We start from the raw sequence: 13,152 nt of genomic DNA, 5'->3' as shown, positions 1-13,152 counted from the left end.
CCCGCCGGCCACCCCCACTCCGTCATGACTGCCCAGCTCCCTGCCCGACTGCCGCCGCTCCTGCGCCACGCGCTCCGTCCTCTGCTGGACCCGTACCGCCGCTACCGGCACGCGAAGCTGATCCATGCGGCGCGCGTCGCGCTCGCGATCCTCGTGTCGATCGGCTTGTCCACCGGCCTCCGCGTGCCGCACGGCGAATGGTCGACGATCACCGTGCTGATCGTCGTCGGCGGGCTGCAGCACCACGGCAACATCCGCAAGAAGGCGGCCGAGCGCGCGCTCGGCACGTCGATCGGCGCGCTCGCGGGGCTCGGGCTGATCGTGCTGTATTCCGTCCTGCACGCGCCGCTCGCGATCTACCTGCTGATGTCGATCGCGTGCGGGCTCTGCGCGTATCACGCGATCGGCAAGGCCGGCTACATCGCGCTGCTGTCGGCGATCACGATGGTGATCGTCGCCGGACACGGCGACAACGAGATCGTCGACGGCCTGTGGCGCGCGGTGAATGTGCTGGTCGGCATCGTGATCGCGCTGGCGTTCTCGTTCGCGCTGCCGCTCTATGCGACCTACTCGTGGCGCTACAAGCTCGCCGACGCGCTGCGCGCGTGCGCGGCCGTGCACGCACGGCTCGCGGGCGACCGCCAGGTGAGCGACGACGCGCACCTGAAGGAAATGGCCGCGCTGAGCGCGCTGCTGGTGCAGTTGCGTTCGCTGATGCCGTCGGTGTCGAAGGAGTGCGAGATCTCGGTCACCCACCTCGAGGCAATCCAGCGCAGCCTGCGCCTGTGCATCGGCTACCTGGAGATCCTGTCGAGCGCCGTGCCGGCCCGCGACGACCTCGCCGCCCGCGAATACATGCGAATCGGGATGAAGGCCGTGAACCGGCGCATCCGCGACACGCTCGTCGGCGCGAGCCGCGCGCTCAAGTTCGGCACGCCGAGCCGGCTCGCGCCGCGCCGCCGGCCGGCCGATCCGCCGCACGACGCGCCGCCGCCGCAGTTGTTGGGCTACGTGTCGATCACGGCCAAGCTGGCCGCCGAAGTGGATCAGTTGCGCGAGAAACTGCTCGATACCGCGCAGGCATGGAATATCTGAAGGTCTGAAGCTCGACGGATTCCGGCAGACGGCGAGAAAACTTTCACATGCCTTTCATTAGGCCGGGATTGCATCGTGACGACATCGGTCGCCCTTTTCGGTCGATCCGGCCCCGGCAACAGCGCTTGCGTACCGGCGCGTTCCCGCCGGTTTCGGCCGCCTTTCGGGGCCGCTTCGCGGCGGATTCTCCGGGCGGTTAACCGGCCGCCAGGCCCGCCGCGACAGGCCCGACGACGCATTGGCGCGAAAATCAGGTCTTGCCCCAACTTCCCGGACAGCCGATACTCGCATATTCCGCGAAATACGATCCCACCGGCTTCAATCCACGGTAATTCCTATGAGCACGATTCTCGAAAGCCTCCCGACCGGCCAGAAGGTCGGTATCGCCTTCTCCGGCGGCCTGGACACCAGCGCCGCGCTGCACTGGATGAAACTGAAGGGCGCCGTCCCGTACGCATACACGGCGAACCTCGGCCAGCCCGACGAAGACGATTACGACGCGATCCCGAAACGCGCGATCGAATACGGCGCAGCCGGCGCCCGCCTGATCGACTGCCGCGCGCAGCTCGTCGCCGAAGGCATTGCGGCGCTGCAAAGCGGCGCGTTCCACATCACGACGGCCGGCGTCACGTACTTCAACACGACGCCGATCGGCCGCGCCGTGACCGGCACGATGCTCGTCGCCGCGATGAAGGAAGACGGCGTCAACATCTGGGGTGACGGCAGCACGTACAAGGGCAACGACATCGAGCGTTTCTACCGCTACGGCCTGCTCGTGAACCCGGATCTGAAGATCTACAAGCCGTGGCTCGACCAGACGTTCATCGACGAACTCGGCGGCCGCGCCGAAATGTCCGAATTCATGAACCAGGCCGGCTTCGCGTACAAGATGTCGGCCGAGAAGGCGTATTCCACCGACTCGAACCTGCTCGGCGCGACGCACGAGGCGAAGGACCTGGAAAGCCTCGAAAGCGGCATCAAGATCGTGAACCCGATCATGGGCGTCGCGTTCTGGCGCGACGACGTGAAGATCGCCGCCGAGGAAGTGACGGTACGCTTCGAAGCCGGCCAGCCGGTCGCGCTGAACGGCGTCGAGTTCAAGGACCCGGTCGAGCTGCTGCTCGAAGCGAACCGCATCGGCGGCCGCCACGGCCTCGGCATGAGCGACCAGATCGAGAACCGCATCATCGAGGCGAAGAGCCGCGGCATCTACGAAGCCCCGGGCCTCGCGCTGCTGTACATCGCCTACGAGCGCCTCGTCACCGGCATCCACAACGAAGACACGATCGAGCAGTACCGCGAGAACGGCCGCCGTCTCGGCCGCCTGCTGTACCAGGGCCGCTGGTTCGACCCGCAGGCGATCATGCTGCGCGAAACCGCACAGCGCTGGGTTGCACGCGCGATCACCGGTGAAGTGAAGATCGAACTGCGCCGCGGCAACGACTACTCGATCCTGAGCACGAAGTCGCCGAACCTCACGTACCAGCCGGAACGCCTGTCGATGGAGAAGGTTGCATCGACGTTCTCGCCGCGCGACCGGATCGGCCAGCTGACGATGCGCAACCTCGACATCACCGATACGCGTGACAAGCTGCGCGTGTACTCGCAAGTCGGCCTGCTGACGCCGGGTGAAACGTCGGCGTTGCCGCAGATCAAGGGCGATAGCGACAAGTAAGCCAGTCGCTTTCGCGAGCGGGCGGGCGGCTTTTACGCCGCCCGCCCGCGTGCAGTACTCCCCTTCCCGCTTTCTTCAAGCCCTGCCGGATTCGGAACGCGAACGCGTATCGCGACGATCCTGCACGCGCATCACGATCATTTCGCTGCCGTGGCCGTCGCGGTCGCAGTGGCCGCAGTCGTCGTCATCGCCGTGGAAGCCGTCACCGGCGCCGGCGTGCGTGCCAGATCCCGACCGATCATGTCCGCGACCGACTTCTCGCACGACTTGATCCCTTCCACCGACTTGTCGAAATTCTTCTCGAGATCGCTGAAGCTGCCGTACGTGTAAGCGAAATCGCTGTCGACGTGGACGCTGTTCGCCTTGATGTCGTAGCCGCACGCGAACGTCTTGAAATAGATGTCCTGCTTCGTCTTCGCGTCGAGAATGCGCGCGCGGACGACCACCCACGGGATGTAATCGAGTTGGTTGGGCGGCGAGATATAGCCGAACGACGTGAACCATACGTTCATGATCGCATCCGCATCGGTCTGGATCGCGGAATAGTCGTCCGACTTGCCGTCATCGGCGAGCTTCACCTTCTGGCCATTCAGCCTCACGACCTGATATCCGGTATCGGTAAGGCGGCCCGTTACGCCGTCGACGATGTCGGGTGCGAACGCGATCTTGCCGACCGTCACGTGATCCGTGTAGGTGCTCGTATGGCTCGAGTTGACGGCGGCTTGCGTGAGCGCGCCGATCAGCCCGAACCCGGCCGCCGCGCCGCCGAGGTTGACGACCGCGACACGCTTCGGCTCGGTGACGTCGAGGATCGCGATCGAATGCAGCTTCTGACGCGCTTCGGGTTTCATGTCCGTGTTCGGCAGCGTGACGCAGCCGGACAGCAGCGTCACGAGCAGGCCGCAACCGAACAGGGTGGCTTTGGAGGAGTTCTTCATTGGATGAGTGGCGTTTTGTTGTTGACGGAACGTTGAAGCGACATCCGCGGAGATGACGGCGCAATGCCGCAGCAGGCCGGCTGCGGCAACGCAAAGGCAGACGACGCGCGGGCCCCGTTGCCTGCGCGCCGAATCGAATCGGTGCGTCTCATCTTCTGATCATGCGCATGGCTTCGCCGGCCGTGCGCCCCCGGTTGTCTGGTCGTGTGGTCGTGCAGCTTCAGCAATACTTCGGTGAGCTACCGAGGAAGGTAACGGCGGACGCTGAAGGTTTCTTTAGGGTGCTTGATCGAATAATTCTTCTGATCGCTTCGCGGCTGACATTACAAACGGATTTCATTTGGAGGCACAATGCAGGCGTTCCGATCAAGCACGCCCTTCATGACTGTTCCATCGAACGCGCCTCTCACCGTCATCCACCTGAACGGCCCGATCAATAGCGGCAAGACGACGATCGGTCTCGCGCTCGCACGCGTGCTGCCCGATGCGCGCTTCATCGACGGCGACGATCACGACGCGCCCGACGACGCCCCGTTCGACGTACAGTGGGCGATCGCGCTGGAGCGTCTGGTTACGCAGATCATGCACGCGAGCGAACGTCATCTGGTGATCGCCTATCCGATCGGCGAAGCGGAATACGAGCAACTGCGCGCGGTCTGCGACGCACGCGCCGCCCGGTTGTTCGTCGTCACGCTCGCGCCGCCCGAAGCGATCGCGTCGTCGAATCGCGGCACGCGCGCACTGACGGACTGGGAGCGGCAACGGATCGCCGAGATGTATCGCGAAGGGTATGCGGCGCGCGTGTTCAGCGATTGCTTCGTCGATACGTCGAAAGCGTCGACCGATGCGTGTGCGACGGAGATCGCTCGTCGTGCGGCGCTTCCCGCACATTGACGCGCCCGCTTCGATCACGTCGTCGCCGGGAACGTCGTCGGCGCGCCGTGTATCCTCGAGGCTTTTCGCCAACCTGAAACGACACCCGATACAACATGACAACACGACTCGGCTCTCTTCTCGCGTGGCTCGCGGTCATTGAAATCATTGCGATGGTGATGTGCTACGGCTATGCCAGCTCGATGATCGATCCTTACGCAGGTGTCGGCGTTCTCGGCTTCGGCCTGCGGAGCATGGCCACTGTCTCCGTCCTGGCGCTTGCCGTCGGCGTCGGTTGTCTCGTGGCCGATACGTCGAAACCGGACCAGCGTCCGGAAACTTCATTCCGCATCGCGCTCCCGCTGCACCTTCTGCTCTGCATCCCGGGCCTGTGGTTCTGGTTCAACGCGTAAGACATGCCCGAACCGGTGAATGCGGGCGCGCGCCGTGCGTGTGCCGGATACATGACCGCGGACGCGCGCAGCCTTCAATGATGCTGCTGCGCCCCCGTCACGATGTGCGCCCTCGCCTCCTTGCGACTGAGCATCAACGTAACGACCGCCGACACCGCGAGCGTGCCCGCCACCACGTACAGCCCGGCCGCATACCCGCCCGTCACATGCTTGAGCCAGCCGATCGCGAACGGCCCGACGAAGCCGCCGAGGTTGCCGATCGAGTTGATCATCGCGATCCCCGCGGCCGCGCCGGCGCCTGACAGGAACGCGCTCGGCATCGCCCACAGCGGTGCCTTCGCGGCGCTGATCCCGATGTTGACGACGACCAGCGCGAGCACGGTCAGGAGCGCGGTGCTCGCCTGCCCCGCGAACACGAAGCCGATGCAGGCCAGCACGCACGGAATCACGACATGCCACGTGCGCTCGCCGGTGCGATCCGAATGCCGCGCCCAGACGATCATCGCGACGACCGCGGCGATGCTCGGGATGCCGGTGAGCAAGCCCGTCTGCAACGCGGTGAAGCCGAACTGCTTGACCATCAGCGGCGCCCACAGGCCGAGCGTATACAGCCCTGCCGACGTGCCGAAGTAGATCAGCGCGAGCGCCAGCACGCGCGGATCGCGCAGCGCCTGCCATGCGCCGGCCGTATGCCCGGCATGCGTGTGGCGCGCGTCGGCTTCGGCTTTCAGCTTCGCGATCAGCCAGTCGCGCTCGTCCGGCTGCAGCCACGCGGCCTTCGACGGCGAATCAGTCAGGCACTTCAGCACGACGAAGCCGAGCAAGACCGCCGGCAGCGCTTCGACGATGTACAGCATCTGCCAGTCGGCGAGCCCGAACATCGGCGGCATCTGCATGATCGCGCCCGACAGCGGCGAGCCGATCGCGGTGGAGATCGGCGCGGCCGCCATGAACCACGCGGCAGCCACCGCGCGCTGCTTCGTGGGAAACCACAGGCTCAGGTACAGGATGATGCCGGGGAAGAATCCGGCTTCCGCCATGCCGAGCAGGAAGCGCAGCACGTAGAAGCTCGTCGGCCCGGCCGCGAACGCGGACACCGCGGACACGATGCCCCACGTGATCATCACGCGCGCGATCCAGATGCGTGCGCCGACGCGATGGAGAATCAGATTGCTCGGCACTTCGAAGAGAAAGTAGCCGATGAAGAACAGGCCGCCGCCGAATCCGAACGCGGTCGGCGACAGGCCGATCGCCTTGTTCATCGTCATCGCCGCGAAGCCGACGTTGACGCGATCGAGAAAGCTGACGAAGTAAAGCAGCATCACGAACGGAATGATGCGCCACATCAGTTTCTGCGCGACACGGGTTTCAAGATCCGCTTGCATGTGTCTCCTCCTTGGAGGTCGAGCCGTGCGCGGTGCGCGCGTGCCCAGTGGGTGCCGGCCGGTGTCACGACGACGCGCGCACACCGGCGCCCGGCTCGCGTCGAATGCGCGAGTCGCAGGCAGAAAATTCAGGGGCGGTGAATCGACGACGAACGGCTGCGTACGCGCGCGGCCGTTACCGTCCTCGTTGCCGTCAGGCGGCGACCGCCGCGTTCGCGACGCGCTCGCAGACGGCCGCCGTCACCTGCGCGGTGCTCGCGCTGCCGCCGAGGTCGCGCGTATGCAGCGACGGGTCGGCCGTGACGGCCTCGATCGCCTGCATCACGCGCGCGGCGGCGTCCGTCTCGCCGAGATGCTCGAGCAGCATCACGACCGACCAGAACGTGCCGACCGGATTCGCGAGGCCCTTGCCCATGATGTCGAACGCGGAGCCGTGGATCGGCTCGAACATCGACGGATAGCGGCGCTCGGGATCGATGTTGCCGGTCGGCGCGATGCCGAGGCTGCCGGCGAGCGCGGCGGCGAGATCGCTGAGGATGTCCGCGTGCAGGTTCGTCGCGACGATCGTGTCGAGCGACGCCGGGCGGTTCACCATGCGCGCGGTCGCGGCGTCGACGAGTTCCTTGTCCCACGTGACGTCGGGGAATTCCTGCGCGACCTGCTTCGCGATCTCGTCCCACATCACCATCGCGTGACGCTGCGCGTTGCTCTTCGTGATGACGGTCAGCAGCTTGCGCGGACGCGACTGCGCGAGCCGGAACGCGAAGCGCATGATGCGTTCGACGCCGGCGCGCGTGAGGATCGACACGTCGGTCGCGGCCTCGATCGGATGCCCCTGGTGCACGCGGCCGCCGACGCCCGCGTATTCGCCCTCCGAGTTCTCGCGCACGATCACCCAGTTCAGATCGTCCGGCCCGCAGCGCTTCAGCGGCGCGTCGATGCCGGGCAGGATGCGCGTCGGGCGCACGTTCGCGTACTGGTCGAAGCCCTGGCAAATCTTCAGGCGCAAGCCCCACAGCGTCACGTGGTCGGGCACGTTGGGATCGCCCGCCGAGCCGAACAGGATCGCGTCCTTGCCGCGCAGCGCGTCGAGGCCGTCGGCCGGCATCATCGCGCCGTGCTGGCGGTAGTAATCGGCGCCCCAGTCGAAATCCTCGAACTCGAACGCAAAGCGGTCGCTGCCGCGGGCCAGCGCTTCCAGCACCTGCTTGCCGGCCGGCACCACTTCCTTGCCGATGCCGTCGCCGGGAATGGTTGCGATACGGTAGGTCTTCATGCTGACATCCTCGATTGATCGTAAGCGTGAATGCACTTTACCGAACCGGCAGTACGGGAACCGGTGCTAGACTCAAAGCATCTTTAACTTTTATTCATGAATCCCGTCATGTCGGATACCGTCCAGCCGGCCGATCTCGGCTTCTTCTCGACGCTGGCCGCATCGGGCAGCCTGAGCGCGGCCGCGCGCGAACTCGGGCTGACCGCCGCGGCCGTCAGCAAGCGGCTCACGCAGATGGAGCGCCGCGCCGGCGTGACGCTCGTCAACCGCACGACACGGCGCATGATGCTGACGCCCGAGGGCGACGTGTATCTCGACTACGCCCGCCGGATCCTCGATCAGATGGACGAACTGGGCGAACTGCTCGGCAGCGCGAAACAGCGGCCGAAGGGGCTGCTGCGCGTGAACGCGACGCTCGGCTTCGGGCGCAGCCACGTCGGCCCGGCGATCTCGCGCTTCGTCGCGCGCTATCCGGAAGTGTCGGTGCAGTTGCAGCTGTCGGTGATGCCGCCGCCGCTGACGGACGACGCGTTCGACGTGTGCATCCGCTTCGGCGAGCCGCCCGACACGCGCGTCGTCGCGCGGCGGCTCGCGCCGAACCGCCGGCTGCTGTGCGCGGCGCCCGCGTATCTCGCTCGGCACGGGACACCGGGCACACCGCACGAGCTGACGCGGCACAACTGCATCGGCATCCGGCAAGGCGACGAAGGCTACGGGATCTGGCGGCTGACGGGCGGACGCGGCGCGGCGCGCAACACGGAGGCCGTGCGGATCAACGGCAACCTGACGACGAACGACGGCGAGATCGCGGTGAAGTGGGCGCTCGACGGACACGGGATTTTGATGCGCGCGGAATGGGATATCCGCGACTACGTGGCCGACGGGCGCCTCGTCGTCGTGCTGCCCGACTACGAGACGCCGGCCGCGGACATTTACGCGGTGTATGCGCAACGGCATCAGATGTCCGCGCGGATACGCGCGTTCGTGGACTATCTGGCGGGGGAGCTGGGTGGGTGACGGGGCGGGAGCGGACGAGCGGCGAACCGAATACAATGCGTCGATCCTCCCCCGCCGCAGCGCCCACCTTGCTGGAGCCGCCATGTTCGACCTGACCACGCTGACCACCTTCACGGCCGTCGTTCTGGGCCTGTTCCTGATCCCGGGCCCCGCCGTGCTGCTGGTGCTGAGTCGCACCGTGCAGGGCGGCCGCAAGACCGGCATCCTGACCGGTCTCGGCGTCGCGAGCGGCGATTTCGTGCATACGCTGTTCGCGGCCGTCGGGCTGTCGGCGCTGCTGATGACGTCGGCGCTCGCGTTCAACGTCGTGAAGCTGATCGGCGCCGCGTACCTGATCTACCTCGGCGTGCGTGCGCTGCTCGACCGGCCATCCGATCCGTCGCTGCCGAAGGTGTCGGCCATCACGCCGCTGAAGGCGTACCTCCAGGCGATTCCCGCCGAAGTGCTGAACCCGAAGACCGCGCTGTTCTTCCTCGCGTTCATGCCGCAGTTCGTGCATCCGGAGCGCGGCTCGACGTTCGTCCAGTTCGCAGTGCTCGGGCTGATCTTCGTCGTGCTGAGCTCGCTCTACACGACGCTGATCGCGTGCTCGATCCGCCCGCTCGGGCGCGTCGTGAAGCGGCTCGCATGGCTCACGCGCTGGCAGGGGAAGATCATCGGCTCGATCTTCATCGCGCTCGGGCTGCGCGTCGCGGTGCAGCAGCGCTGACCCGCGCGTTTCGCATGACGTCCGGCGCCGCGCCTGCCGGCGAACGCCTCTACACCGACCCGCGCCTCGTCGCGGTCTACGACCGGTTCAACGCCGGTGATCGCGACTTCGCGTTCTACGCCTCGCGCATCGGCGCCGCGCGGCAACGGATCCTCGATCTCGGCTGCGGCACCGGCACGTTCGCGCGGCGGCTTGCGTCGGCCGGACACGACGTCGTCGCGATCGATCCCGCGCCCGCGATGATCGGCCATGCGCGACGCCAGCCGGGCGCCGACGCCGTGCGCTGGTTCGCGTGCGGCCTCGACGGCCTGCCGCGCGGCGCGCCATTCGACGCCGTCGTGATGACCGGGCACGCGTTCCAGTGCCTGCTGACCGACGCGGAGATCGACGCGACGCTGCGCGGCGTACGGCGCGTGCTGGCCGACGGTGGCCGCTTCCTGTTCGAAACCCGCAACCCGCGTGTCGAGCCGTGGCGTGCGTGGACGCCGCAAGCGTCAGTATCCCGCATCGAGTCGCCGGAATTCGGCGTCGTCGAGCTGCACCACGCGGTGACCGCGGTCGACGGGCCGATCGTGTCGTTCGACACGGTCTACCGCTTTCACCGTGACGATACGCAGGTGAACAACGCGAGCCGGCTGCGCTTCATCGCGCAAAGCGAACTGCAGGCGCGGGTCGCGGCCGCCGGTTTCTCGTCGACTGAGTGGTGCGGCGACTGGCACGGCGCGCCGTTCGACGACGCGGCCAGCGCGGAGATCATTGCGATCTGCCGCGTTTGAGCGGTCGAATATCGGGCCGGCTCGACCGGACGGCACGCCGCACGACAACGCGATGCAGGATGCGTCGCAGCGTGCGGCCGCGCCGAATCCACGCGCCGCCCACCCGATCGCGTCGGACCCCGATCCGGGCGATGTGTGTCGCCCGGCGGCCGTTGAAGAAAAAGACAAGAATATGGGGAAGCGCTGAACACCGCGAAGGTGATGGAAGATGACCCGACCGCGCTGCGGCTCAAGGAGCTGGAAACGCTCGGGCGCGTCGCGGAACGGATCGACCAAGCCGCGCCGGACGAATGAATGGTGATGCAAATGAGTAACGACGATTTTCAGGTGATGGAACTGGCGAACGGCAAGCCGGTGAAGATGTGGACACAAGGCGTCGCGGTCGAGGACGACGCGCGCGCACAATTGCGCAACACCGCGCAGATGCCGTTCATTTTCAGGCACGTCGCGGTAATGCCGGACGTCCACCTCGGCAAGGGCTCGACGATCGGCAGCGTGATCCCGACGAAGGGCGCAATCATCCCGGCCGCGGTCGGCGTCGACATCGGCTGCGGGATGATGGCCGCGCGCACGACGCTCACCGCCGCAGACCTGCCGGACTCGCTCGGCGGGCTGCGCAGCGCGATCGAACGCGCGGTGCCGCACGGCCGTGCGCCGGGCCGTCGCGATCCGGGCGCCTGGGGCGACCGCACGCCGGCCGCCGTGACCGAGTCGTGGAAGTCGCTACTGCCGGGTTTCAAGCGCATCGTCGATAAATATCCGAAGCTGGAAAAGACGAACCACTACGCGCATCTGGGCACGCTCGGCACGGGCAACCACTTCATCGAGGTGTGCATCGACGAAGCGGATCACGTGTGGTTCATGCTGCACAGCGGCTCGCGCGGCGTCGGCAACGCGATCGGCAGCCTGTTCATCGAACTCGCGCAGGCCGACATGCGGCAGCACATCGCGAACCTGCCGGATCGCAACCTCGCGTATTTCACCGAGGGCAGCCGGCACTTCGACGATTACTTCGAAGCGGTCGGCTGGGCGCAGGACTACGCGCGCCGCAACCGGCAGGCCATGATGGATGCGGTGATCGGCGCGGCGCGCGCCGTGATCGCGAAGCCGTTCTCGGTCGACGAACACGCGGTGAACTGCCACCACAACTACGTGCAGCGCGAACGCCACTTCGGCGAGGACGTGCTCGTGACCCGCAAGGGCGCGGTGTCCGCGCAGAAGGGGCAGCTCGGGATCATTCCGGGCTCGATGGGCGCGAAGAGCTTCATCGTGCGCGGGCTTGGCAACCCGGAAAGCTTCTGTTCGTGCAGCCACGGCGCCGGCCGCGCGATGAGCCGGACCGAGGCGAAGCGCCGCTTCACGGCCGACGACCAGGTGAAGGCGACGCGCGGCGTCGAATGCCGGAAGGACGCGGGCGTCGTCGACGAAATTCCGATGGCCTACAAGAACATCGATGCGGTGATGGCGGCGCAGCGCAGCCTCGTCGAAGTGGTGCATACGCTGCGGCAGGTGGTGTGCGTGAAGGGATAGCGCGGCGCGCGTGATGACGGAACTGGAGGACGTCGAGCGACGCCATCACGTGAGCGTGCTGTTCGCCTGCGAATCGGGCAGCCACGGCCGGGGCTTCTCGTCACCGCCCCGCGATCCACGCGCTCTTCGACAACCGTCACACGAATCGTCATCGTAGCGGCGGTATACTTGATGCTGTCCGGCCGCGCCCGATCCGCATCGCGCGCTCGCGATGCGCGTGCAACCGGACATCCGCCCTTCGCCCCGTCACCGCCGATACGAACCGTCATGTTTCGTCATCTCCCGCTTGCCGTCGCCGTCACCCTGCTCACCGCGTCGCTCTCCGCCGCCGCGCGCGATCCCGCGCAACATTCGGTCGCGCGCGACTTCAAGAACTGGTCAGTCGTTTGCGACAACGCGAACCGCTGTGTCGCCGAAGGCGGCAACGACGACATCGACGACACCCGCACCAGCATGATCGTGCGACTCACGCGCGATGCCGGCGCCGACGCGCGAGCGTCGCTGGAAATCTTCGCATCGGCACCGCTCGACCTGCGCACCGCACGCGCGGACGGCCAGCCGTTCGACGCGATGCCGGTCGAGTGGCACGCCGTCGCCAGGACGGGCAACGAAGATGGCGACGTCTATCCGTTCCGCATCCGCACCAGCGACCCGACGACCGTCGACGCGTGGCTGACCATGTCACACAACGCGCAGATGGTCAGTTTCGGCGACCCGGCCGCCGCGCGCACACCGCGCGTCTCGCTGTCGGGGCTCAACGCCGCCCTGCTGCTGATCGACGACACGCAGGGCCGCATCGGCACGGTCACCGCGCTGCTGCGCAAGGGCACGCGGCCCGCGTCGTCGGTGCCCGCCGCACCGGCGTTGCCGCCCGCGCCCGTCCCCGCACCGCGTGTGGCCGACCTCACGCCCGCCGAACAACGCCCACTGGTCGACGCCGTGTTCGACAAATTCAGCGGCAACGTGAAGCGTTGCGTGGCCGATGCCGGCGACGAAATGTCGGCGCACGATCGCCGCAAGACGGCGTCGGCCATCGCGATCTCGACCACCGACGCGATCGTGTCGATCCCGTGCCAGACGAGCAGCGCGTACAACCATACGGACCTCTGGTATCGCGTGCATCGCAGCGCGCCGTACGCGCCGACGCCGCTGGATTTCGGCGAGCACGCGAGCGCGGGGCTCGATCCGGCGTCGTTCACGAACCAGTTGACCGAAGCAAGCTACGATCCCGCGCGTGCGATGCTGTCGAGCGTCGACCGCGTGCGCAGTGCCGGCGATTGCGGATCGAGCGCGTCGTGGGTGTTCGACGGCCGACGCTTCGTGCTGAACGACGTCGCGATGCACGGCGCCTGCAACGGGTTGTTCCAGGATCAGTGGCCGCGGCTGTATCGCACGGCTGGTTCGATCGACAACTCGCGCTGATGCATCGGCGTCGGCTCGCTCAAGCGCCGACGATCGAGAACCC

Annotated in this window: 12 protein-coding genes and 1 pseudogene; 10 read left to right on the top strand and 3 right to left on the bottom strand. The window is 66.9% G+C overall.

Annotation, left to right across the window (positions count from 1 at the left end):
- Positions 1–24 precede the first annotated feature (24 nt).
- Both F3J14_RS15325 and argG read left to right on the top strand, forming a co-directional pair.
- A complete protein-coding gene (locus tag F3J14_RS15325; RefSeq protein WP_166723709.1) occupies positions 25–1,095 on the top strand; it encodes an FUSC family protein in 1,071 nt (356 codons plus the stop codon).
- Positions 1,096–1,432: 337 nt separating this feature from the next.
- On the top strand, positions 1,433–2,770 hold the full coding sequence (argG, locus tag F3J14_RS15320) for an argininosuccinate synthase (RefSeq protein WP_105830012.1): 1,338 nt from the start codon (positions 1,433–1,435) through the stop codon (positions 2,768–2,770).
- Positions 2,771–2,907: 137 nt separating this feature from the next.
- On the opposite strand, the gene F3J14_RS15315 is transcribed toward argG, so the two are convergent.
- Complete coding sequence (locus F3J14_RS15315; RefSeq protein ID WP_166723708.1) at positions 2,908–3,708, bottom strand: hypothetical protein; 801 nt, start codon at positions 3,706–3,708, stop codon at positions 2,908–2,910.
- Positions 3,709–4,089: 381 nt separating this feature from the next.
- Here F3J14_RS15315 and F3J14_RS15310 point away from each other — a divergent pair, with 381 nt between their 5' ends.
- Together F3J14_RS15310 and F3J14_RS15305 are read left to right on the top strand one after the other, a co-directional pair.
- Positions 4,090–4,602, top strand: a complete 513-nt coding sequence (locus F3J14_RS15310) for a shikimate kinase (RefSeq protein ID WP_247682225.1) — start codon at positions 4,090–4,092, stop codon at positions 4,600–4,602.
- A gap of 95 nt (positions 4,603–4,697) precedes the next feature.
- Complete coding sequence (locus tag F3J14_RS15305) at positions 4,698–4,994, top strand: hypothetical protein (RefSeq protein ID WP_166723706.1); 297 nt, start codon at positions 4,698–4,700, stop codon at positions 4,992–4,994.
- Positions 4,995–5,068: 74 nt separating this feature from the next.
- On the opposite strand, the gene F3J14_RS15300 is transcribed toward F3J14_RS15305, so the two are convergent.
- Positions 5,069–6,379 (bottom strand): MFS transporter, encoded by a 1,311-nt coding sequence (locus F3J14_RS15300; protein ID WP_166723705.1) that lies wholly within the window; start codon positions 6,377–6,379, stop codon positions 5,069–5,071.
- Positions 6,380–6,572: 193 nt separating this feature from the next.
- Entirely contained in the window at positions 6,573–7,655 is a 1,083-nt protein-coding gene (locus tag F3J14_RS15295) for a tartrate dehydrogenase (protein WP_166723704.1), read from the bottom strand.
- Between the two features lie 108 nt (positions 7,656–7,763).
- Here F3J14_RS15295 and F3J14_RS15290 point away from each other — a divergent pair, with 108 nt between their 5' ends.
- The 6 genes and pseudogenes from F3J14_RS15290 to F3J14_RS15265 all read left to right on the top strand — a co-directional run bounded on the left by F3J14_RS15290 (position 7,764) and on the right by F3J14_RS15265 (position 13,109).
- Positions 7,764–8,672: a LysR substrate-binding domain-containing protein gene (locus F3J14_RS15290; protein ID WP_166723703.1), complete on the top strand. Its 909-nt coding sequence runs from the start codon at positions 7,764–7,766 to the stop codon at positions 8,670–8,672.
- Between the two features lie 82 nt (positions 8,673–8,754).
- Entirely contained in the window at positions 8,755–9,381 is a 627-nt protein-coding gene (locus F3J14_RS15285; RefSeq protein ID WP_166723702.1) for a LysE family translocator, read from the top strand.
- A 14-nt stretch (positions 9,382–9,395) separates the two neighbouring features.
- Complete coding sequence (locus F3J14_RS15280) at positions 9,396–10,157, top strand: class I SAM-dependent methyltransferase (protein WP_166723701.1); 762 nt, start codon at positions 9,396–9,398, stop codon at positions 10,155–10,157.
- 306 nt (positions 10,158–10,463) lie between these two features.
- Positions 10,464–11,687 carry an RtcB family protein gene (locus F3J14_RS15275; protein ID WP_166723700.1) on the top strand — a complete coding sequence of 408 codons (1,224 nt, stop codon included), beginning with the start codon at positions 10,464–10,466 and terminating at the stop codon, positions 11,685–11,687.
- 13 nt (positions 11,688–11,700) lie between these two features.
- Positions 11,701–11,793: pseudogene (locus tag F3J14_RS15270) on the top strand (nucleotidyltransferase domain-containing protein); the annotation flags it as partial.
- A gap of 161 nt (positions 11,794–11,954) precedes the next feature.
- On the top strand, positions 11,955–13,109 hold the full coding sequence (locus F3J14_RS15265; protein ID WP_166723699.1) for a DUF1176 domain-containing protein: 1,155 nt from the start codon (positions 11,955–11,957) through the stop codon (positions 13,107–13,109).
- The last annotated feature ends 43 nt before the right edge of the window (positions 13,110–13,152 follow it).

The sequence above is a fragment of the Burkholderia sp. Tr-862 genome (genome assembly GCF_011753085.1).
In the GTDB taxonomy this organism is placed as follows: Bacteria; Pseudomonadota; Gammaproteobacteria; order Burkholderiales; family Burkholderiaceae; genus Burkholderia; species Burkholderia ambifaria.
Note: the sequence above shows the minus strand (reverse complement) of the source record. Positions and strands in the feature narration are given on the sequence as shown.